General features: G+C 65.6%; 16 protein-coding genes and 1 tRNA gene. 6 read left to right on the top strand and 11 right to left on the bottom strand.

Features of this window, described 5'->3' with window-relative positions; genetic code table 11:
• The first annotated feature begins 34 nt into the window (after positions 1-34).
• Together VFV19_17075 and VFV19_17070 are read left to right on the top strand one after the other, a co-directional pair.
• Positions 35-733 (top strand): lipid-binding SYLF domain-containing protein, encoded by a 699-nt coding sequence (locus VFV19_17075; GenBank protein HEX4826013.1) that lies wholly within the window; start codon positions 35-37, stop codon positions 731-733.
• 407 nt (positions 734-1,140) lie between these two features.
• Positions 1,141-3,420, top strand: coding sequence for a kelch repeat-containing protein (locus tag VFV19_17070; GenBank protein HEX4826012.1), 2,280 nt, complete (start codon positions 1,141-1,143; stop codon positions 3,418-3,420).
• A 6-nt stretch (positions 3,421-3,426) separates the two neighbouring features.
• Here VFV19_17070 and VFV19_17065 read toward each other — a convergent pair whose 3' ends face one another.
• Both VFV19_17065 and VFV19_17060 read right to left on the bottom strand, forming a co-directional pair.
• Complete coding sequence (locus VFV19_17065) at positions 3,427-3,891, bottom strand: type II secretion system protein GspG (GenBank protein ID HEX4826011.1); 465 nt, start codon at positions 3,889-3,891, stop codon at positions 3,427-3,429.
• A gap of 92 nt (positions 3,892-3,983) precedes the next feature.
• A complete protein-coding gene (locus VFV19_17060; protein HEX4826010.1) occupies positions 3,984-4,202 on the bottom strand; it encodes a hypothetical protein in 219 nt (72 codons plus the stop codon).
• A 744-nt stretch (positions 4,203-4,946) separates the two neighbouring features.
• Here VFV19_17060 and VFV19_17055 point away from each other — a divergent pair.
• Positions 4,947-5,231, top strand: coding sequence for a hypothetical protein (locus VFV19_17055; protein HEX4826009.1), 285 nt, complete (start codon positions 4,947-4,949; stop codon positions 5,229-5,231).
• A 785-nt stretch (positions 5,232-6,016) separates the two neighbouring features.
• Here VFV19_17055 and VFV19_17050 read toward each other — a convergent pair.
• The 5 genes from VFV19_17050 to VFV19_17030 all read right to left on the bottom strand — a co-directional run bounded on the left by VFV19_17050 (position 6,017) and on the right by VFV19_17030 (position 14,240).
• Positions 6,017-6,553: a DUF4304 domain-containing protein gene (locus VFV19_17050; protein HEX4826008.1), complete on the bottom strand. Its 537-nt coding sequence runs from the start codon at positions 6,551-6,553 to the stop codon at positions 6,017-6,019.
• Between the two features lie 59 nt (positions 6,554-6,612).
• Positions 6,613-10,869, bottom strand: a complete 4,257-nt coding sequence (locus tag VFV19_17045; protein HEX4826007.1) for an RHS repeat-associated core domain-containing protein — start codon at positions 10,867-10,869, stop codon at positions 6,613-6,615.
• 973 nt (positions 10,870-11,842) lie between these two features.
• Positions 11,843-11,917, bottom strand: a tRNA-Asn gene (locus VFV19_17040).
• Between the two features lie 176 nt (positions 11,918-12,093).
• Positions 12,094-12,540 (bottom strand): response regulator, encoded by a 447-nt coding sequence (locus VFV19_17035; GenBank protein ID HEX4826006.1) that lies wholly within the window; start codon positions 12,538-12,540, stop codon positions 12,094-12,096.
• Positions 12,537-14,240, bottom strand: a complete 1,704-nt coding sequence (locus VFV19_17030; GenBank protein HEX4826005.1) for an MASE1 domain-containing protein — start codon at positions 14,238-14,240, stop codon at positions 12,537-12,539. Before VFV19_17030 ends, VFV19_17035 begins: the two co-directional genes overlap by 4 nt.
• A gap of 104 nt (positions 14,241-14,344) precedes the next feature.
• On the opposite strand from VFV19_17030, the gene VFV19_17025 reads away from it, so the two are divergent.
• Both VFV19_17025 and VFV19_17020 read left to right on the top strand, forming a co-directional pair.
• Complete coding sequence (locus tag VFV19_17025; protein HEX4826004.1) at positions 14,345-15,298, top strand: hypothetical protein; 954 nt, start codon at positions 14,345-14,347, stop codon at positions 15,296-15,298.
• Positions 15,295-16,122, top strand: a complete 828-nt coding sequence (locus VFV19_17020) for a DUF4956 domain-containing protein (protein HEX4826003.1) — start codon at positions 15,295-15,297, stop codon at positions 16,120-16,122. Before VFV19_17025 ends, VFV19_17020 begins: the two co-directional genes overlap by 4 nt.
• Before the next feature lie 60 nt (positions 16,123-16,182).
• Here VFV19_17020 and VFV19_17015 read toward each other — a convergent pair whose 3' ends face one another.
• The 3 genes from VFV19_17015 to VFV19_17005 all read right to left on the bottom strand — a co-directional run bounded on the left by VFV19_17015 (position 16,183) and on the right by VFV19_17005 (position 19,971).
• Positions 16,183-17,691, bottom strand: a complete 1,509-nt coding sequence (locus tag VFV19_17015) for a hypothetical protein (GenBank protein HEX4826002.1) — start codon at positions 17,689-17,691, stop codon at positions 16,183-16,185.
• Between the two features lie 56 nt (positions 17,692-17,747).
• Positions 17,748-19,532, bottom strand: coding sequence for a tetratricopeptide repeat protein (locus VFV19_17010; protein ID HEX4826001.1), 1,785 nt, complete (start codon positions 19,530-19,532; stop codon positions 17,748-17,750).
• A gap of 142 nt (positions 19,533-19,674) precedes the next feature.
• A complete protein-coding gene (locus VFV19_17005; GenBank protein HEX4826000.1) occupies positions 19,675-19,971 on the bottom strand; it encodes a hypothetical protein in 297 nt (98 codons plus the stop codon).
• Positions 19,972-20,322: 351 nt separating this feature from the next.
• Between VFV19_17005 and VFV19_17000 the strand changes: the two genes are divergently transcribed.
• A complete protein-coding gene (locus VFV19_17000) occupies positions 20,323-21,288 on the top strand; it encodes an NAD-dependent epimerase/dehydratase family protein (protein HEX4825999.1) in 966 nt (321 codons plus the stop codon).
• Between the two features lie 44 nt (positions 21,289-21,332).
• Here the strand turns inward: VFV19_17000 and VFV19_16995 are convergent, their stop codons facing one another.
• Entirely contained in the window at positions 21,333-21,881 is a 549-nt protein-coding gene (locus VFV19_16995) for a polymer-forming cytoskeletal protein (GenBank protein ID HEX4825998.1), read from the bottom strand.
• Positions 21,882-21,982: the final 101 nt, after the last annotated feature.

The following is a 21,982-nucleotide window of genomic DNA, read 5'->3' as shown; positions in this document are numbered from 1 at the left end:
CCTCACCATGCGAGCTTCTTTGACGATGATTCCCATGGCAGTGTTGTTGGCGTTGGCGGCAGCCGCCGCCACGACCCCGCCCCAGCTGACGAAGGCCGACAAGACCACGCTCGGCGACTCCGTCTCGGTGCTCAGCGATCTTGCGAATGCGCCCGACAAGGGGATCCCGCAGGACCTCCTCTCGAAGGCCGAATGCATTCTCATCTTCCCCTCGGTCGACAAGGGCGCGTTCATCGTCGGCGGCAAGAGCGGACACGGCGTCGCCTCGTGCCGGCAGCACAACGGCGAGATGGGCCCCATCGCTTTCTACACCATCGGCGGCGCGAGCATCGGTTTCCAGATCGGCGGCCAGTCGGCCGACCTCGTGATGCTCATCATGAACGACAAGGGGATCGACCACCTCCTCGCGGACAAGTTCACCTTGGGTGCTGAAGGCGCCGCGACGGCTGGTCCCGTGGGACGCACGGCTGCTGCCGCGACCGACGCACAAATGCACGCGCAGATCCTCACCTGGTCGCGCTCGCAGGGTCTCTTCGTGGGAGCCGCGCTCGACGGATCGGTCGTGAAGCCCAACAAGGACGCGAACGCGCGTCTCTACCGAAGGGCCACGACCGGCAAAGAGATCCTCGTGAATTCGAAGGTCGGATACCCGGCTCCGTCCATGAGTCTCGTCGACTCGATCCGCCACCAGATGGCGGTCGCGGTGGCCGAGAACTTGGCCGAGAAGAAATAGCTCCGGCGTCGATCGACCCTCCAGCTTCGGTTTCACCTGCGCTCGCTTCCGGAGTCATCGGACGCGAGCGCTTTTTTTAGGCACGGCCGCCTATCAGTTGCTGTCGGCGCTCGTCACGCTCTCGCTCTCGAGTGAGTTGGGCTTCTACGCGACCAACTTGACACATAATCTCGCCACGAACGGGCGTGGGGGGCGGCCACGGTGCGCGACGGCTCGCTTTTCCCGCGGTACCACATCGATGGGGCCAACCTGTGGAGGTACGCGTGAAACGAACTGGCGTGAATTGCATCTTGATCGCACTTTGCTTCGCAAGCGGTGCGGCGCACGCCAGCACCATCTCGTCGACGAACGCCAGTTGGTCCCTTGCGCAAGGCGAGCCGAGTCCGTCGCCACGCTACCGCCATGCGATGGCCTACGACAGCACTCGAGGTCGGGTCGTGCTCTTCGGCGGCTACGACGGCGCGCGCCGCGACGACACGTGGGAGTGGGACGGCAATGCATGGGTGATGGCGGCGCCCAGTCCGAGCCCGAACCCGCGCAACCGCCACGCGATGGCTTACGACAGCGCCCGGGGGCGCGTGGTCCTCTTCGGAGGGAGCTATCTCAGCCCGCTCCCTGCGCCCCAGCAGACGTGGGAATGGGACGGCAGCGCTTGGGTCGCGAAGAACAGCGCGACGCCTTCGGGCACGATCGACAGTGCGATGACGTTCGACAGCGCGCGAGGACGCGTCGTGTTCTTCGGGGGCGCTCAGGGAGAGACATGGGAGTGGGACGGAACGGCCTGGCTGAAGAGGACGCCCGCCACGAGTCCGCCGGCCAGGCGCCGTCATGCGCTGGCGTATGACAGCGCGCGGGGTCGCGTGGTGCTCTTCGGCGGTGCCGACTACTCCATCGGTACGGCTCTCGGCGATACGTGGGAGTGGGACGGCACCAACTGGACCAACAAGAATCCCGCGGTGAGCCCGTCGGCCCGTTCGGGCCTCGCGATGGCTTACGACAGCGCGCTTGGCCGCGTCGTGCTCTTCGGCGGGGCCGACGCTTCGGGACTGCGGGGAGACACGTGGGAGTGGGACGGCTCGACCTGGGTCGACGTCACGACGGCCCTCCATCCGCCGGCCCGCTCGCTTCACGCGCTGGCTTACGACAGCGCCCGCGATCGAATCGTTCTCTTCGGCGGCTACGACCACTCGTCGCGCGGCGACACGTGGGAGTGGGACGGCACCAATTGGACGGAAAGGACATCTGCAGGTCTGACGCGTCGTGAAGGTGCCGCGCTGGCCGCCGACCGCGCCCGGGGTCGCGTCGTCTTGTTCGGGGGTTGTGACAACTCCGGATTCCGCGGCGACACCTGGGAATGGGACGGGACGAATTGGACCGCGAGGATGCCGGCCACGAGTCCGTCGAAACGCTTCGGTCACGCGATGGCGTACGACAGTGTCCGGCAGCGCACCGTCCTCTTCGGCGGTTACGACGGCTTCTTTCACGGCGACACCTGGGAGTGGGATGGAGCGACCTGGCTCGACAAGACCACGAGCGGGGGCCCGTCTCCCCGCGACTCCCACGCCATGGCTTACGACAGCCTGCGCCGTCGGGTCGTGCTCTTCGGAGGTTGTGACACTTCCGGTTGCTTTAGCGACACCTGGGAGTGGGACGGCAGCACGTGGGTGCAAATCGGCGCCACGACGCATCCGCCTTCCGCGTCCGATTACGCGATGGCGTACGACGAGACCCGAGGGCGAATCGTGCTGTTCGGCGGCGTTGACGGTTCCCTCGTTCGAGGCGACACGTGGGAATGGGACGGCACCGCGTGGACCCAGATGTCGCCGGCGGCGGCTCCCTCGAGACGCCAGCTCGCCGCGATGACGTACGACAGGGCGCGAGGGCGGGTCGTGCTCTTCGGCGGTTACGACGACTCGGGTCCGCGGGGCGATACGTGGCAGTGGGATGGAACTTCGTGGACCGAAACGACGCCTTCGACGAGTCCGTCGGCCCGTGAATACCACGCCATGGCGTTCGACAGTGCGCGAGGACGCGTCGTGCTTGCTGCAGGTGTCAGCGAAACGATCTACCAGGCCGGGACGTGGGCCTACGCCAACCTCTGCGCTGCCGCAGCGGACTGCGACGACGGCGATCCCTGTTCCACAGACAGTTGCAACCCGTTGACCGGATGCGAACATCTCGATCGAGACAGGGACGCCGACGCGGCCTGTGAAGACGTCGACAACTGTCCGTTCGTGAACAATCCGTCGCAGATAGACACCGACGCCGATGGCCTCGGCGATGCCTGCGACAACTGTCCGCTCGCCTCCAACCCCTCTCAGTCGGATTGGGACAACGACGGCGAAGGTGATGTCTGCGACCTCAACGACGGTCTCATCTACATCCTCGGGCCTCACGACCGAACCCACGTCGAGTGGCAGCCGGAATCGGGATACTCAATGTGGAATCGCTACCGCGGATCGCTGGCCGAGCTTCGCGTAACGGGTGAGTACACCCAGGCGCCCGGATCGAATCCGCTGGCGGGTCGAGACTGCGGCCTGACCGACGCCTCCGCGTTCGACGACGTCGTGCCGGATCCGGGGGACGTCTCGTTCAGCCTGGTCACCGGAGTCGCGGGAGGCGTCGAGGGCAGCCTGGGGACGAACAGCGTAGGCGCGCCGAGGGCCAACACGAATCCGTGTCCGTAGAGAGAGCTACTGCTGAGGTCCCGCCGGGTAGCGCGTGAACCCACCGTTGACCATGCAGATGTCGTCACGAAAATCTGTCGTTCTCGCAGGTGCGCAGCTGATGATGGTTCCGTCCTTTCCAAGTGAGAGAAGCGTGTAAGCTGACGGAACCGAAGAGATGCTGAAAGACCACCCCCACCCGTCCGTCATCGGCAACGGATTGATGTAACGGGGCTCGAGCAAGGGTCGCAACGACAAGATCGATGCGGCGACCGGATAGACGTTGTTGTCCACGCTGTAGGCTTCCATCGCCGCTCCGATGGATCGCATCGCGGCCATCGTGCGCTTCTGCTTCTCACGATCGACACCATTCAGTGAGTCAGGGCTTGCGATGACGCCAGTCATCGAAACGACTAGGATCATACCTGCCGCGGCCGCCGCGAAGCTGAGGAACGCGCGCGGGGTTCGCGAGATCGTCGGTTCGAGAATCACGTGATGCGCCTCCACGCAACTTTTTCGTGGAGGATTGTGATTCAGAAGGCGCCCGGGGTCTAGCACGCGCTTCGAGATTGTACCGGCTACAGTCACCGCCCGGTTCGCAGCAGGTACCAAAGCACTGCGGCAAGAAGGACGCCGACGATCAGAAGCGACGTCACGCTCGCCGTAAAGTACGGGTAAACCATGTAGAGCAAGCCAACCACGATTTGCGGCCATCGGGCCTCTCGCTTCCCGTACAGAAACAGGGCGAGTCCGATGACGCCGATGATCAACGAAAGGAACAGCCAAGCCGGATCGAGATTCATGGTGTGACGACTCGCCTCCTGAGGCACAAGTTCTGGAGACGAAGGCTATCCCGCTCCCGATCGAGTTCTACCGACCGCGCGCCCATCAACTCTCCCGCTCAACGATCGTCGGAGTACCAACTTGCGCTGAATGGTAACCCGAGGTCCGCCTCCGCTCGTGATTGAGCGAGCAGGAGAGCCCTTCAGGAACGCGGCATCGTGAGCAAACGGGAAGCGATGACTGGACTGTCAAGAACGACGAAGGTGGAGCGCTCCGGCGTCGGTGGCCGCGGATCGAGTGCCGACATCCGCGCCTCCGTCGTGACCGTTCTTGCGCTGAGGTCTACGGGGGCAAGTTGGTTACCCAATCGCCCGACGACGAATCCTGCGGAGCGGAGATGTCAGGAGCCGAGAGGCGTGTTGCAGCGGTGCAACGCAATTGCGACGGGACGGTTGCCGCGCGCGTGCCGTCGGAGTATTCAATCGCCAACGAGCGCCCGCTCACCATCGGTGCTTCCCCCAAACCACCCCCGAGCGCGGGTGGGCACTCAGTAGGTGGCGGCCGTTCCTGTCACGCAATCGACATGATGCTGACGAGCAACGACGTGTTATGGTCGCGCCAGCACGCGGGTGGACGTGCTGTCGTGAGGTCACGGACGACAGCGCCAGTTTCCAGCTTTCGGCATTGACCTCCGACACGCGTCACGGTTCGCCAATCGCGCCGCAATGGTTGTCGCGCGTGGATGCGAAGCAGCGGAGGCAGACATGTCCAATCGAATCCGGGTCAGAGTGCAGAAGGTCTTGCTGGTCTTCGGGATCGCGGCGATCTGTCTGATGTCACTCGATGCCCTGACTTCCAAGGTCGTGCCGAAGGCCGACGCGACGTGCCTCGGTCGGACCGACTGCACGCCCGAATCTCCGGCCGTCAACTGCTGCAACGTTCCGCTCGAAGCGCACCAGTTCGCCAACATCTGCGATGCGCAGGCGGCGTGCTTCTACAAGTGCGCCGATGCGCCCGACTACCCGCCGATCTGTCAGATCTACAACTAGCTCGCGCTTCCGGGGAGGGCCCGAAGGGGCCCTCCCTTCCAGGTTCCGCTGCGTCGCGTCGCAGCCCCGCAACCCAACTCGCTGCCGACGATGGACTTGACGACTGCTGTTCCGCCAAGCCGGTGCGAGCGAGGAGGTGGGGCGCGCCGCGTTTTGATTTCGAGGGGGCTGGCTCCCCAAGCGACAGGCATTTCGAAACTCTCGCGCGCTGGTTAACAGCCGGCGAGCCAACTCCGCAAATCAATACGCCGGACCACGGCGCTAGTCATGACGAACTCTCGTTGGCGTCGGCCAGAAGGCATCTGAGGAGAGCTCGCAACCTGACTCGTGTCTGCGATGATCGACTGAGTGGTCGAACTGGCGCAGATAGCGACGTCAAACCAACGGGTGACGCGAAGGCGAAGCGAGGTCGACGAACTCCCGCCCGTCCAGATCGCGCTGCTTTCTGGAAGAAAGATCGGTGGTCCGGGACAACAGCTAAGCTTTCACACGTATATAGGTAGTTGCCGGCAAAGCTGCTGGATTCTCTAGGACAAGCCGATCGTCTCCGATGATAGTGAACTTTACCCTATCTTCCCGCGGCGACGATGGTTGGTTGGTCACCAGACAGGACCCTTCGACGCGGTACGTGAGATGGATGAGTTGCTTCTTGGTTGAGAGGTGAATTGCATACACGAGATTGCCCGCGCCGTCGAACTCGAGGGATACGTCGCCGAACTCACGCAGGGACCACGCATCTTTCGGGTCCGTCCGCCACCGACCAGTGAGCTGACTGACGACGTTCCTCACGCGCTGAGTCGAATTCCAAGTTCCGCGAGTTGACGCTCTATCGCGTCGCGGTGAGTGTTGCTTCTTACTTGACACCACACATCGTCGAGTCGATCAACCGGTCCAATTTCGCTGACTAGAATCGCGAGATAGACTAATCGTTGCATCTCTGTCAACCCGGGCGAGGTTCCCACTAACCATTCGTCACGAAGTTCCTCATCCGACGATCGCTGTTCAAGCTCGAAAAGCACCCCGGCCGCTGCTTCCAATAGTATGCCGGCGACCTCCTCGGGAGTGGCCGCCGACTCAATGCGCAACCATTTTTCCGATTTGCCTTCGCTCAAGCGTCTTCGCCAGTGCGCCTCCCAGATGTCGGGCGCGGGTTGAATTGACCCTTTGACCCTTCCACCTACTCTCGCACTGTAGACCCCATAATTGATTGTCACAAGCGTCTCAGAAGCAAGTGATTTTGTGCTCTTTTGTAGCGAGAGCAGTAACGTATTCCCATCGTCATGCTTGCGGAAAAACGTCGTTCCCCTGTGCGAGAACCCCATGCCTCTCAATCCTCGCCGCACAAGCGGGAGGGACGATTTGAATACGCCACTGCTCTGCACTACGGGCCTCGCACCACTGTGACTTGATAGTGCTCCACCAGCAACAACCACGCGTCCTTCGCGCGCTGCGCTGCTGTGTAAGGAGAATTACCTAACTTTGTCTCGATCCCCCCAAGTACCTTCCCATCCAGCGACACCTCGATGTCGATGAAGCGCTTCCCGAACGGTGTGTTCTTGTACACCTCCGTCACTACTTCACGGCCCTCCGCTCGGAGCGAGTTGGCGATCTGGTCTCTGAAGGCGTTACCGGCCAATCGGTTCAGTTGCACCTGTGCAAGCGCCTGACCTGCTTCTGTCGTTTGCGCGAAGCTGAGTTCCCTCAATCCCGTGGTGCCAATTTCTTCCGACGCGCTCCGCGCAGCTTTGAGACCGAGTTCGCCAGCCCCGTCAACGAGGCCCCCCAGTGGAACTGCCATCATAGCGGGATCGAATCCAGTTAGTGCGTCTCGCATCGTCGGTGGAAATAGCGAATTGAGCAGCGACCCCAGGACCCTCGCCCCAATCTGCGCGTTTGCCGGCAACGTTGGATTAATTGCGGCGATCGACAGTTCCTCTTTTACCGTGTCGATTGGACCCCAGTTGATCTTCCGATCAAGGTCATTCCTTGACCACACCATGACCGCACGCCGCCCAAAAATGTCAATCAGATTTACAGGATCATTCGAAGCGTAGAGATAACGGTTCCACTCTGATGGCCTTTCCAGATCTGGCCATGCGACATCCGGCACCATGAACCGGTCGTATTGCGGCGTGTCGTGTCGCGCACCGAAGTCGAAGAGGTTGGCGGTCTGGTCCCTCAGGCTTCCCTGATAGAGGCCCTCATTCCGCGCGCATGCCGAGCCGACCCGCTGCTCGCCGAACGGGAAGTACTCGTACTTCGCGACGACCTTGCCGGCGGAGTCCAGGACCATGTTGGTGCTGCCGCGGTGGTCGGCGACGTACCAGCGGAGTTGGCCGGTCACGCTCGTCGAGTCTTGCGGAGGCGGTGCAGCGTCGACTTGCAAGGTGACGGGGATCTGGAGGGCGGCGCCGCCGAGCGACGTCGTGATCGTGATCGCGGCGTGATAGAGGCCGGGCGCGAGCGCCCGCGAGTCGAACATGAGCGGCATCGTGTAGAAGACGTGGGAGGGAACGGTGTCCTGCGCGGGGAGGGACAGCGGGAAAACCTGGCCCGAGGAGAACGAGACCGACGTGAAATAGGTGACGGCCAGGTTCGTGTTGTTGCAGAAGCTCGGCCCAGAGCCTCCGAGCTGCTGTCCTTGATCCTGCCGCTGGAAGACCGCCGAGCCCGACGATCCGAACCCGTTGTTGCCGCCACCGATCGTGCAGCCCCCGCCTCCACCGCATGCGCCGCAGTAGACCGAGCCGCCGCAGCCGTCGCTGATCGTCCCGCACGTGACGTTTTCGGATGCGCACGTCTTGGGCTGGCAGGCGCACGGCGCGTCGTAGTCGACCGAGGCGATCACCTGCCCGGCGGCGTAGATCCAGTCCATGGATGGAGACAGGCTCGCGCCTCCCACGGCCTCGAAGCGCGACAGGCGGCCCAGGGGCTCGACGTACATGTCGGCGAGGGCGGTGTTAGACGAGACGATGTGCGTGCGGCTCAGTCGGTCCTTGCCGTCGTACTGGTAGTCGACCGCGGCGTCCGCACCCTTGAGCTTGCCGTTGCTGAAATAGGTGTAGGTGTGGCCGCCGCAGGTCTGCATGTAGCCGGAGGGCGAGTACCCGCAACCGGCGATGCGGTTGTTCGCGTAGCCCACGTTGAAGTTGAGCTGGGTGAAGGCCGCGCTCTGGCGGCTGGTCATATTGCCGTTGGGGTCGTAGCCGTAGTTGACCGTGCCGTTCCAGTAGCTCGCCGAGGTCAGGAAGCCACGGTCGCCTTCATAGCCGTACGTTTCGTTGAAGCCGTTCCGCAGGATGCTGCTCACCTGGCCCCGCGTGTTATAGCTGAAGGTCAACGACTCGTCGGCCGATGAGCCGTCGGTGTCCTTCGCGCCCGACGTCGTGATCGCGGTCGGTCGATTCAGCTCGTATTCCGAGGTCGGGATGTTCACGGTGACGCCGTTGCCGTAGACGAACTTGTCCGGCGTCAGGCGTGGGTTGTACTGGACGTTGCTCACGATCGTCTGGCCGTTCAGCGTGACAGTCTTGACCTGACCGGCTTCGTTGTTCGTGTACACGACCACGCTGCGGGACGTTCCGCCGGTGTGGGGATAGTCGACGCGGGACAGATTCCCCTGAGAGTCGTACTGCATCGACGATGCGTACACGATCCCCGACCGCTTGTTCTCCATCGTGAGCACGCGGCCGTTGATGTCTCGCGTCGGCCACACGGTCGTCCCGCTCGCGTCGGACATCCCCGTCAGGAACCCGGACGGGTAGACGTAGCCGGCCGGGTGGTTCGGCACGGGGTTGCCGTCGTAGTAGAGCTGGACGTCGTTGTCGGCGCCGGGACGGTCGATCGCCGTGACCCGGCCCTCGGCGTCGAGCGTGTAGGACTCAATCTGGCCGTCGGAGGTCGTCTTCGACGATCGCTCGCCGACGCCGTTGATCCCGTACTGGATGAGCCCGGTCTCGGGATGGTTCTCGGAAAGAAGCGAGCCCGCAGCGGTCCAGGTGAAGACACGATCGCCTAGGCCGTTCAAACTGCGCACTTTGGTCAGGTGATCGAGGACGTCGTACTCGTACTGCGTGCCGTAGCTCCCCTCGTTGACCTGGATGATCCGTCCGAAGGCGTCGTATGTGACGACCCGTTGCGAGATGCCGTCGTTGATCGTCGCGGTGTCGCCGGTGTACGTGAAGGTCGTCGTCCCATCGAGGTTCGAGGCGGTCAGCGGACGCCCCAACGCGTCGCGACTGAACCCCGTGTATGCAGGAGATGCCGGCGAGTGCGACGGCTCGTACTTGCGCAGCACGTCGCCGCGCGAGTCGTAGTCCACGGCGTCGTAGTTGAAAACGCCGCCACCCACGAGGGTGCCCGACCGAAGCAGCCGCCCGAAGCCGTCGTAGTCGTACGTCGACTGCGCAACGCCGCGATTGACCGTGATGTTCGTCGCAGAGTAGCTGATCGTCGTCTGCGGATCGGAGGGCGGGGCGATCACGGTCAGGCGGGACCAATCGTCATACGTGAAGTACGTCGTCCCGCCGTTGGCGTTCTGCTCCGAGGTGACGAGCGACGAGTTCAGGTCGATCGTCCGGTCGAAGATCGTGCGGCCGCCCTCGACGAGATTGTCCAGAGTGCCTCGCGTAAAGGTGTATCCGGTCGTGCGCGTCACGCCGCCGCCCGAGACCTGGCGCTGGGTCAGGTCTCCGTAGGCGTCGTACGTGAACGTCGTCACGATGTTGTTTGCGCTCGTCCAAACGGTGGAGGTGTGGACGTTCCCGAAGGCGGTCCCGCCACCCGTCGCCGTGTCATAGACGTTGTCGGTCTCCGCTGATTTCACGCCGCTGGCGTCGTCGGTGCGGATCATCGTCGGGCGATCGACGATGTGTGCGTTTTCGAAGGTCGCGTTCGAGTGGGCGTAATTGAAGGTCGTCTTTCGATATAGCGCGCCGTCGTAACCGTATTCCTGCTTCCAGCCGGGGTTGCCGTACTTGTCGTACGTTCCGAAAGTGACCTTGCTGGTCTTGTTATTGGGATTTCGGATTGTCTGCCGCTGGGTCAGCAGCCCGACCTGCGCCTTCTCGGTGTACCCCGATTTCTCCGAGACGTTGTCGTTCGAGATGATCTGCGGTGTATAGGTGTAATCGTCTTCGACGAGGGTCGTCCCGCCGTCGACGAGCTCCGTCTTCTCGAGCAGGCCCGCTTTCCAGATCCGGTCCGTGCCGGTGTTCGCGTAGCGGGTGTACGTGTACTTGTGCATCGCTCCTTCGGGGTCCGTGACGACGCTCGTGCGGTCGGTCGGCTGGCCCGACGGCCAGGTGAACGACCAGGTGTCCGAACCCACCGACTTCGTCGTCACGACGCGTGTGCATTCGACCCCCTGGCCCGTGTTGCGAAGCGGGTAGTAGAACTGGTGGTCCTGGTAGGTGTACGCGATCGAGCTTCCGGTCGGAAGCGTGAGCTGCTTGAGCTCCAGGTCGTAGCTCGGCTCACCGCTCGCCGGTGCGTACTCGTAGCTGGTGGTCTCGCCGGTCGGGACGCTGGCGCTGCGCAGGACCGGGTCTGTGTACGAGGTGGTGTCGACGTTGTACCCGTACGTCGCCGTGCCGTTCACCCACGCCACCGTGACCGACTGCAAGTACCGCGGACCCATCGCTCCGGGCTGGCATGTCGAGTGCAGGCACGTCGAGGGCGTATCGCACGTCGGCTGCGGCTGGCACTGTGGGTAGGGTGGGCAGGTCCCCACGTTGCAAGTTCCCAAGACGCATTGCACCGGGTCGCACGTGGAGTTGACGCACGTACCCGTGTTCGTGCAGGTGCTCGTCATGCAGTAGTTGCCGGCACCGGGGCAGTCGTACGGTGCGGAGCACGGAATCACTTGGTTCAGGTAGCACACGCTGTGGCAGTCTTGGGGGTAGGTACACTGATGGCCATTATCCTTGCCGCCGACGCAGGCGCTGGGGCACTGACTCGGAAGCGTGCACGTCTGTCCGTTGTTGAACCCGCCGACGCAGGCGTCCGGGCATGTACCCTCGGACTGGCAAGCCTGGCCGTTGTTCGGGCCGCCCGTGCAGCGTGAGCCGCATTGACCCGGGCCGGTGCAGATCTGCCCGGCGATGCCGTCGCAGATCCCGTTGCACTGGTACGAACCGTAGTTGCAGAGCGTCCCCGGATTGCCGCCGCCCTGGCACTCATCATCGCAGGTGTTCGTGACAGGTCGCGATTCCGTCCGTGCTGAGGGAGGGAGAATCGGAACGCGGCTCGCGCACAGCCATGTTCGGAAGCGTACGTCAAGCGTCTTCGATCGCCAGCGGAAATCGCAGTCCTATGCCAAACGCGACGATGGCGCTGCTACTGACTGAGCAATTGAGACTAGAAGGTGCGGGGCCGTGACGCAGGCGTCAGCGCGAGGTCGACTGCCGGATCGAGGCGCGGGAGGTACTTGTCAATTCGAAGGTACGAGCTGGAGATTCCCGCTTCCGTCTCGCCGGTACTGCGAAATGTTCCCGTGCGCGTCAGTGACCCTCGCTTCTTTCAACGAACCCCCATCGTCATACATGTACGTGTGGCTCGAGGACACAGCGCCGTGCGAGATCTGACGGACGGCGATCAGATTTCGAGGGGGCTGGCTCCTGAGGAGGGATTTGAACCCCCGACCCGGCGGTTAACAGCCGCCTGCTCTACCACTGAGCTACTCAGGAACACGGAGTGCTTGAAACTACTTCAAGAATTGAACGCGAGAATCTACCACCCAAGCCGAGACGAGTCAACGCGATATCAGGTCGATCCTGCTTCGATGTGGCCTCGAAAGCCCGAGCGGTTTCGGAATGGAAATCAGACGCGAGCGATCAGGAGTTTCGGAAGCTGTCCCGTCTGATCACTCCGGGAGCTGCGCCACGTCGAGCCAGAATCTCTTGATGTCTTGAAGGACACCGGTGAACGCGTCGAGGCCGATCGGCTTCACGATGTACGCGTTCGCGTAATGGCCGTAGACCTCCGCGATCTCGCTCGGCGCAGCGGAGGTGGTGAAGACGACGACGGGGATCGCGCGGTACTCGGGGTGGACCTTGATCTCGCGCAACACGTCGAGGCCGGTGCGGCCGGGGAGGCCGAGGTCGAGGACGATGAGGTGCGGGCGCGGCGCCGAGATGTAGTCGCCGTCGCGGCGCAGGTAGGCGAGCGCCTGGTCGCCGTTGGCGACGGTGCGCACGATCGTGGGGCCGCGATCCTTCTGCAGGATCTCCTCGATCAGGCGCGCGTCGGGCGCGCGGTCCTCGACGAGCAGGATCGTCGGGGGGCGTTGGCGCAGGCGGAAGGGGCTCATGAGGTCTTCGCGTCGATGCGCGGCAGCGCGAACAGGAAGGTCGAGCCGCCGCCGGAGCGTGGCTCGGCCCAGATGCGCCCGCCGTGGAGCTGCACGATCTTCCGGCTGATGGCGAGACCGACGCCGATGCCGGGGTACTCGTTGCGCGAGTGCAGCCGCTGGAAGATCTCGAACATACGCTCCTTGAACCTGGGGTCGAATCCGATGCCGTTGTCGTGGACGGCGATGACCGACTCGGATTCGAGTGCCCAACTCTCGACGCGAATCTCCGGCGTGACGTCGCGCCGGCGGAACTTTACCGCGTTGCCGATGATGTTCTGCAAGAGCTGGACCATTTGCAACGGGTCTCCTGACACCACGGGAAGCGGTCCAGAAGTAATTCTTGCCCCGGTTTCATCCAGTGTGGCGCGCAGGTTGCCGAGTGCCTGCTCGAGGGACTTGTCGAGCAGCACGATCGTCGGTTGCGTCATGCGGCTGCCGACGCGCGAGTACGCGAGCAGCCCCTCGAGGAGCTGCTGCATCCAGTTGGCGCTCTCGACCACGTAGCCCAGGAACTCCTTGCCGTTCGCGTCGAGCGCCTTCTCGTAACGCCGCACCAGAAGCTCCGCGTAGTTACCGATCGTGCGCGCGGGCTCCTGAAGGTCGTGGCTCGCGGCGTACGCGAACTGCTGCAGTGCTTCGTTCGAGCGCGTCAGCTCGGCGGTGCGCTCGTGGAGCGAGCTGATGGTGCCGAGGAGCTCGGCGCGCGCGGCGCGCAGCTCGCGCTCGACGCGCCGTCCTTCGCCGACGGTGGCGGCGACGATCAGGCTCATCACGCCGAGGCCGCTCATGAAGACCTGGAGCACGAGGACCGATTCGTTGCGCGACGGACGCTGGAACGGCCCGAGGCCGATGACGGTGCCCCACACGGCGAACGCCGCGAGGATGAGGACGACGATCGCCGTCGCGCGCCGTCCGAAACGGAACGCCGCCCAGAGCGGGAACGGGAAGCACAGCGCGAGCTGCGGCTGCGGCACGAGCCCGTGGAAAGCGAGGTAGCCGACGAAGAAGACGAGGGCGAGGAGCAGGAACCCCTCGGCGATCTTCTCGATGGTCCAGCGAAAGGGGGCGATGCCGGCGGCCGCGAGCACGCACGCGGGCGCGAGCAGGATCGCGCCGGTCGCGTCGCCGAGCCACCACGTCATCCAGATCGCGTTGAAATCGCTCCACGGCGCGAGACGGCCGAGAACGAGCGTGAACGTGCCGACGGTCGCCGCGATCGCGGTCGCGACGGCGCCGCCGAGGACGACGAACCGCAGGATGTCGCCGGGAGTGAAGAAGGCGCTGCGGCCGCGCGCGTAGCGGCCTATCAGCTCGGCGCCGACGAGCCCTTCGAGCGTGTTCCCTCCGGCGATGGCGAGCGACGTGGCGATCGTTCCCGCTGTCGTCAGGTTCACGAGGAACGCGCCGACGAAGATCGCCGGCCACACGCGCGGCCCGCAGAGCAGGAACGCAGCGAGCGCGATCCCGGACGGCGGCCACACCGCCGTCGCGCTCTTGTGGATGTAGGCGAGGTCGAGCCCGAGCTTGCCGCCGAGCACGTACATCCCGAGGAGGCCGATCATCAAGACCGCTTGCGCGCGCCTGCTCGCCGGGAACCACGGTGACGCCGGATCTGACACCGACACGTCCAGCGTCGCGTTCCCCCCGGCGCGGCTCATGCCGCGAGCCTAAGAGCGACTTCGCGCGCGTGTCAAATCGAGCCGGCGGTTGCGCGCAATTAACATCGGGTTAAAGTCGAAGCAGGGGTGGCGAGGAGGCTTGCGTGCTTCTTCGGCCACGGGTACTGCAACGTCTCGGCGGCGCGGTGATGTTGTCCGTCATCGTCACCGGGCTCGCCTTCGCCAAGGAAGAGAAGAAGGAGAAGGCTCCGGCCGGCGTCGCGCCCCTGTGGGTCGAGCCGACGGATCTTACGTCGCGCGACCTCTTCTACGGGGTCGGCGGCAAGTCGCTCGCACCGCAGCTCGGCGCGAGCTACGCCTACGTCTCGGCCGATACCACCGGGCACTCGAAGGGCTACCACGTCGTCGGTCCCGACGGGCGGAAGTGGCGCATCAAGCTCGGGGACGAGGCGCAATCGGAGATCGTCGTCTCGCGCCTGCTCTGGGCGATCGGCTACTACCAGCCCGCGCTCTATTACGTCGAGGACTGGAAGCTCACCGGGCACGACGCCGGCGCTGTGAAGCCCGGCCGCTTCCGGCTCTCGTCCGACCATGCCACCGAAGGCGAGTGGGCGTTCGACAAGAACCCGTTCGTCGGAACGCGAGAGTTGCACGGCCTCATCGCGGCGAACCTGCTTCTCAACAACTGGGACCTCGCGGCGAGCAACAACCGGATCTATCGCGTGAAAGCGAAGCACGAGGCGAAGCTCTACTACGTCGCGCAGGACATCGGCGGCGCGCTCGGCGCGACCGGCCTCCCGATCGGCTCGCGGAACAAGATCGAGGACTTCGAGCGCCAGGAGTACGTGCGCGGTGTCGAGCACGGCCGGGTCAAGTTCGATTACCACGGCCGGCACCGAGGGCTGCTCGAGGACATCACGCCCGCCGACGTCGCGTGGGTGTGCGGCCTCCTCGCCAGGTTGTCTGACCAGCAGCTTCACGATGCGTTCCGGGCGGCGGACTACCAGCCCGCCGTCGCGGACCGTTACATCGCGAAGATCAAGGAGAAGATCGCGCAAGGTGTCGCATTGAACGCGACGAGCGAGGTGCCGCGATGAGCCGGCGCCGGTTCACGTGGGACGTCCCGCGCCTGGCGATCCTCGTCGTGGTCGCGCTCGCCTTCGCGGCCGGGATCATCACGGAGTTCTCGACCAGGCCCGAGGCGCCCCCGCCCACGGAGCCGCAGCAACAGCTCTCTCCGAAGGAGGGGAAGGCGGAGAAGGCCGAGAAGGAACGCCCGCCGGTGACCGTGAAGGACGACATCGTGAGCGAGTTCGCGTCGGCCGCGGTGCGCCTTCCGATCGCGGCCTTGCTCGGCACGCTCCTCGCGCTACGGCCACGGCGACAGTTCGCGCCGCGCCGGCCCGACGTCGTCCAGACGCAGATCGTCCTCGCCGTCGTCGGCGCCGTCATCATGCTCGTCGTCGGCGCGAGCCTCGCGCGCGCCTTCGGCATCGTCGGCGTCGCGAGCCTCGTGCGCTACCGGTCGAAGATCGACGACCCGAAGGAGGCCGTCGTCATGCTCTCGGCGCTCGCCGTCGGCCTCGCGTGCGGCGTCGGGCTCTTCTTCCTCGGGATCTTCTCGGCGCTCTTCCTCGTCGCAACGTTGTGGGTGATCGAGAGCTTCGAGCCGATGGTACGCATCTTCGAGCTGGCCGTGAAGTTCGGCGACAAGACCGCGGAGCTCCGGCCCCAGGTCGAGGCGATCTTGACGCGACTTGCGCGCGAGTACGAGCTTCGCATGAGCGCCGCCGACCAGCTCTCGTACCTGGTTCAGACCTCCGCGAGGTTCAACCCCGCGCCGGCGACCGAGGCCCTGCGCAAGCTCGCGCCCGATCAGAACGGATCCGTCGAGTGGGTGGAGAAGACGAAGACGAAGTGAATGCTTCAGAGGGGACAGCTTCCGAAACTCGAAGTGCGGAGTTTCGGAAGCTGTCCCCTCTTACCGGCGGCGGTACACCGCGCTGACCTCGTCCTCGCAGGCGAGCGACCACGCCGGGTCGTGCGCGAGAGACTCGGAGAGGGCATCGCCCTTCGAGACGATCGCGCCGTCGATGCGGTGGGTGTCGAAGATCTCTTGGCGCTTCGGCCCGTACGCTTCGACGTACTCGAAGACGAGCGGCTGCCCGGAGCAGCGGCCGTCGATGAACGTCGGCTGGCGGCGCGTCCAGATGAGCCAGCCGCCCCAGGAGAGCTTGTTGAAGACGCGGCCGTCGCCGTTGACCGCCTCGAGGCACTTCTCGGGGTAGCGGCCGGGCTCGATCGCATCGGCGGGGCCACGCGAAGCGATGAATCCCGCGATGAGAAGGGAGGCCGTCGTGACGGCCCAGCCCCCGCGACTCCGGCCTTGCCGCCTCGAGAATACGAGAGCGGCTATCCCGATCGCGCCGAGGATCACCGCGTTCCGCTGCTGGCGGCCTTCGACGCGCGCTTCGACGCGATCGGAGGCGATGCCGTCGGCGCGTCCCTCGTGGCGTGCCACGGCGAGCGGCGACGCGAGGCCGACGATGAGGCTCGCGGCGACGAGAACGCCGGCGAAGGCGGCGCGCGGCTTCGAGGCGCGCAGCGGTCCGAGCTGCACGAAGATCGCCGGCAGCGCGATCAGCGCGAAGTATTCCTCGAAGCGCACGCCGGTCGTGGCGAGCGCCGAGGCGCCAGCGATGGGCACCCACGCGGCGAGCGGGACTCGCTTCCCCCGCAAGAAGGCGAACGCGAGCAGCGTGGCGATCAGAAGGAGCAGGAACGGGATCGACGGCGGCACCCACTCGTCGAGGAGCGCGCGGTAGGGAACGTTGCCGGAGATCGCGACCTGCTGCTCGTAGACGCGCCAGCCGTACGGGTTGACGAGCGTCGCGACGAACGAGGCGAAGGTCCAGAGGGTGAGCGGGCGCACGAGCGGGAACGGCGAGAAGCGCCGCCACGACGGCAGCAGCGGCTCGAAGGCGATGGCACCGGTCGTCGCGACGAGGACCAGGAGGCCGAAGAGGAATCCGGGATGCAGGCTCGCCCACACGAGGAAGAGCGCGGGAAGGAGGGCGAGCCCGCGCCCCGAGCGCCGCGCGCGCTCCAGGATCAGGAGAAGCGCGAGCGTGGCGGCGATCGAGAAGACCGACGGGCGAAGCTCCCACCAGCCGAACGAGAGCGCGATGCCCGCGATGAGGCAGGGAACGAGCGCCGACGGCTGCCGTCCCTCGCGCAGGTAGGCGCGCAACACGAGCGCGATCCCGAGGTAGAGCCCCGCGCGAAGCACCACGAGGCCAACGTTCCCGCCGAGAAGCCACGCGGCGTAGAAGCCGAGCTGCGCGAGCCACTCGTTGTCGATCCACGACGCCGCGAATCCGGTGAACGAGAACGGGTCGCCGCGGAGGAAGGCGTGCTGCGCGACCATCGTGCGCGCGGACGCGAGATGCCACCAGAGGTCGTTGTTCCGCAGGGGAAACGCCGCGAGCAACGGGACGAGGCCGACGAGGAGGTCGGCCAGGGTGAAGCGCGCGCGGGGTCGTCCGCTCAGCTTCCCAGACCCTTCGACGCCTCGGCGATCCGGTCGCGCATCCGGAGCCCGGCGCCGTTCTCGGGATCGAGAGCCAGGAGGCGCGCGTTCATCGCCGTCGCGCCGGTGAGATCGCCGCGGCGGGTGAGGAGCACCGTCTCGTTCTGGAGCGCGAGCAGGTTCCGCGGGTTGAGCTCGAGCGCGCGGTTCAGGTGCGCCTCGGCCGACGGAAGGTCGCCGAGCGCGAGATAGACGCCGCCGAGGTTGCACTGGACGTCGTCGGAGGCGGGCTCGCTCGCCGCCGCACGCTCGAAGAAGGCGCGCGCACGCACGAAGTCGTGGCGCCCCGCCGCGATCGTCCCGAGGTTCATGCTCGCGAGGAACATGTCGGGGTTCGCGTCGAGAGCGGCGGCGAAGCGCTTCTCGGCCTCGGCGACGTCGCCCTTCTCCTGCGCCAGGCGCCCGAGGTTGTACTCGACGAGGTCGGCTCTCGCCTTGCTCGCCGGCACGAGCGACACGGCGATCGCGAGGCCGGCGGCGACGGCGCCGCTCCACCACGCCCGCGTCCGCAGGGCACGTCCTTCGAAGAGCGTCGCGAGAGGCAGCGCGGCGAGGAGGAGGAGCGGCGGGATCCCCGGGAGGCGATACCGCGAAAGGAGGAAGAAGACGACCGTCGAGAGCATCCACGCGCCCGCGAGCGCCCACGCGGGTGCCCACGTTCCTAGCGTCCGGCGGTGGAGGATCAGTCCGAAGCCGGCGATCGCGAGGAGCGAGACGGTGCCGAACTGCAGGAGCGGGAGCCCGAGCACGAACGAGCGCGTCCGCATCCACGCATAGTCGAAGGTGTCGGGCAGCTCGGGCCAGGCCCAGTAGAGCCCGACCTTCCGGAGCTGGAGAAGGACGAACGCTCCCGGGTGGGCCGAGGCCCAGGTCAGCGACCGCTTCATCCACCACGACGAGACCTCGCCGGGTGTCAGCGCATGGCCGACGGCGACCTCGGCGACCCGTCGCGACTCTTGCTGCTCGAGCGCCGGGATCTGCTTGCCCGGCACGACCGGGCGGAACGTCCCGTCCGCCGTGGCGTTGTTGCCGATGTAGAAGTTCATTCCGCCCGACGCGCTCGTCGGCAGGAGGTCGCCGCCTACGTACGCGTTCCGTGCCGCGACGGGAACGAGCGGCAGGATCGCGCCGAGGACGAAGGCCCCGGCGGGCGCGAGGCGGAACGGCCGGCGGACGGCGAGGAGGGCGAGGAACGGCACCGTGAGGAGAGCGTTCTCACGGAGGAGGACGAGCACGCCGAGGACGCCGCCTGCGACGAGCCACCGCGACGGGCGGCCGGAGGCAGCCGCCGCGGCGAGCGCCCACAGGAGGAAGCACACGGTCGTGACGGCGAGGGATTCCTTGAGCACGAGCACGTCGTAGAAGAGGAACGGACCGTAGAGCGCGCCGAGGCCGGCCGCGATCAGGCCGGCGTCTTCCTGGCCGATCGCGCGGCCGGCGCGTGCGAGCGCCCAGAGGCCGAAGATCGACGCCACGATCTGGAGGAGGTAGACGACCGCGACGGTGTGCCCGGCGACCTTGTACGCCGCAGCCAGAACGTAGGGGTAGAGGGGGGCCTGCTCGAAGACGCGAGTCCCGATCCACTGGCCGGAGGCGATCTCCTGAGCCCAGCGGTCGTACTCCTGGCTGTCGACGATGAGCTGGGCGACGAACGGCTCGTGCCGGACGGCGAGCCAGTGACCGAGCCGCAGGGCGAACGCGGCGGCGAGGATCGCTCCGAGGATCAGACGGCGGCGCTGCACGGCAGGACGCTAGCGCACCGCGGCGGGCGAAAACAGGGGGAAAGAGTTTGCGGGACCCACGACTTCGGGAAGTTAGCGTCCCGCGGAGGGGCAGGCAACGGCGCGGGAACGAGCGTCCCCGCGCCGCTTCGAACTCGCTGACTTAGCTCTTCTTGAGACCCGTAACGCCCTGGTGCTCGCCCTTCTCGTTGTCCTGGCAGGTCGCGGTCACCATGTCGCCGGCCTTGAGCATCTTGGCCTCGCTGAGGGCCTTGCCCATCAACGGAGCCGTGTGGCTTTCGCCGCTCTCGTCCTTGAGCGTGATCGTCTTGGCCTTCTCGTCGACCGAGACGACCGTCGCCTTCATGTCGTGGGTCTTGCCGGCGGCGAACGACGCCATCGGGATGGCCACGGCGAGGGCAAGAATCAACAGGGTCGCGATGGTTCCGAATCTCTTCATTGGGGTCCTCCTCGTTCCTGGTTGGAACGGTGCAAGATGCTAGGACTTGAACCGCGCGCCTCGCAATGATTCGGAGGCATTCGCGTTAAGCGTCCGTTCAGGCAAACGCGCCCACGTCACGCCCACACCCAGCCTGTGTCCCAGCATGTCGCGAGTCATACAGAGCAATGGCGGCGCCAACAGCAGCCTTCCGCAAATCGGGCAACTTGCACGCATTCGAAGAGTGCAGCGATTGCAATTCTTTGAACGCTTATGTGTTCGGGGATTCGTTGCGCGAAGCTTCTTACATGGTGAGGGGATTTCCTACCTATCCCATCGGGTGACTGTCGGAGCGTCTGCGAGAATGCACCGATGATCGCGGCGGTCACCGGCGCGGGCGGCCATCTCGGCGGCAATCTCGTGCGCGCCCTCGTCGCGCGGGGCGACACGGTCCGGGCGCTCGTCCGCACCGACGATCGCGCGCTCACGGGGCTCGACGTCGCCACGTTCCGCGGGGACTTCCGCGACCGCCGTGCGCTCGACGAGCTGATCGACGGCGCCGACGTCGTCTTTCACCTGGCGGCGAAGGTGTCGATCGATCCCAGCGAGCGTGCGGAGGTGCTCGCTCTGAACGTCGGCGGGGCGCGCGCCGTGGCGTCCGCGTGCCGTGAGCGGCAGCGCCGGCTCGTCCACTTCAGCTCGATTCACGCACTGAGGACCCACGACGGCCCGATCGACGAAACGCGCCCCCTCGCGAAGGGCCATGCGTTCCCCTACGACCGGTCGAAAGCCCTGGGAGAGCGGGCGGTCCTGGAGGAAGTGGCGCGCGGGCTCGACGCGGTCACGGTCAACCCGACGGGCGTCATCGGCCCCTACGATTTCAAGCCGTCGCACGCCGGCCAGATGCTCCTCCAGCTCGCCCGGCGGCAGCTCCCGACGCTCGTCACGGGCGGCTTCAACTGGGTCGACGTACGCGACGTCGCGGCCGGTGCGATCGCCGCTGCGGAGCGGGGCAGGGCGGGCGAGCGCTACCTGCTTTCAGGCCACTGGTGCAGCGTGCGGGAGCTCGCGGAGACCGCATGCCGGATCGCCGGCTCCAAGCCTCCCCGATTCGACGTCCCCGTCGGCGTCGCGATGCTCGGCGTTCCCTTCGCGGCGGGGTATGCCCGCCTCACGAGGACGCGCGCGGTCTACACGCGCCCGGGGCTCGACGCGCTCAGGCACCACAAGGACGTGCGTCACGAGAAGGCGACCCGTGAGCTGGGCTACACGCCGCGGCCGCTCGAGGAGACGATCCGGGATAGTTACGGGTGGTTCAGGGAGGCGGGAGAGCTGTAATGGGGACATTCTGCTAAAAAGCAGAATGTCCCCATCACGGATTGCTAGCTCTTGGATCCGGCGTAGGCCGGCTCCGGCGTGGGGGCCGGGGTCGAGGCCTGCGTGGTCGTGCGGGTGGTGGTGTTCGAGGCGGTCGCCGTGGCCGGCGTCTTGCCGTCCATGTCGATGCTGCCCTTGAAGCGCGCACCGTCGACGAGCACGACGCGCGGAGCGCGCACGTCGCCCATCATCGAGCCGGTCGCCGCGATCTCGACGCGGTCGTCGGCGATGACGTTACCCTTCATCTGTCCACCCACGATGACCGACTTCGCGTGGATCTCGGCCGTGACGTGCCCGTTCGGCCCGATGGTCACGTGCTGGCCGTTCAGGGAGATCTTCCCCTCGACCTTGCCGTCGATCGTCAGATCCTCGCTCCCCGACAGCTCGCCCTTGATGTGGAGAGACTTTCCAATGTTCGCCACGGTGATCGCCTCCATGCGCTTCGGTGTCTCGGCCGTGTACGGCGTGGTGTGCGCCGTCGGCTGGGGGGTGGATGTCGGCTGCGGCGTCGTGCCGCGGACCTCGTTGTCCGATTTCTGCCCTAACCAAGTCATCGCGTGAAGCCTCCTGGTGATGTTCAGGGCAAAACTTTCCTTCCCGAACGCGCCACGTCAAGCGGCTGCAAGAATCGTGCGAATGGCGCGGTAAGATGGAG

This window comes from Candidatus Polarisedimenticolaceae bacterium (assembly GCA_036275915.1).
GTDB lineage: Bacteria > Acidobacteriota > Polarisedimenticolia > Polarisedimenticolales > DASRJG01 > DASRJG01.
The sequence above is the reverse complement of the archived record's forward strand: the minus strand, read 5'-3'. Positions and strand labels throughout refer to the sequence as shown.

Coding starts and splice junctions, on each gene's coding strand:
- VFV19_17075 (HEX4826013.1), top strand. CDS start 35: ATGGCAGTGTTGTTGGCGTTGGCGGCAGCCGCCGCCACGACCCCGCCC.
- VFV19_17070 (HEX4826012.1), top strand. CDS start 1,141: ATGGCCTACGACAGCACTCGAGGTCGGGTCGTGCTCTTCGGCGGCTAC.
- VFV19_17060 (HEX4826010.1), bottom strand. CDS start 4,202: ATGAATCTCGATCCGGCTTGGCTGTTCCTTTCGTTGATCATCGGCGTC.
- VFV19_17055 (HEX4826009.1), top strand. CDS start 4,947: ATGTCCAATCGAATCCGGGTCAGAGTGCAGAAGGTCTTGCTGGTCTTC.
- VFV19_17050 (HEX4826008.1), bottom strand. CDS start 6,553: ATGGGGTTCTCGCACAGGGGAACGACGTTTTTCCGCAAGCATGACGAT.
- VFV19_17045 (HEX4826007.1), bottom strand. CDS start 10,869: ATGGGTCCGCGGTACTTGCAGTCGGTCACGGTGGCGTGGGTGAACGGC.
- VFV19_17035 (HEX4826006.1), bottom strand. CDS start 12,540: ATGAGCCCCTTCCGCCTGCGCCAACGCCCCCCGACGATCCTGCTCGTC.
- VFV19_17030 (HEX4826005.1), bottom strand. CDS start 14,240: ATGAGCCGCGCCGGGGGGAACGCGACGCTGGACGTGTCGGTGTCAGAT.
- VFV19_17020 (HEX4826003.1), top strand. CDS start 15,295: ATGAGCCGGCGCCGGTTCACGTGGGACGTCCCGCGCCTGGCGATCCTC.
- VFV19_17005 (HEX4826000.1), bottom strand. CDS start 19,971: ATGAAGAGATTCGGAACCATCGCGACCCTGTTGATTCTTGCCCTCGCC.
- VFV19_17000 (HEX4825999.1), top strand. CDS start 20,323: ATGATCGCGGCGGTCACCGGCGCGGGCGGCCATCTCGGCGGCAATCTC.
- VFV19_16995 (HEX4825998.1), bottom strand. CDS start 21,881: ATGACTTGGTTAGGGCAGAAATCGGACAACGAGGTCCGCGGCACGACG.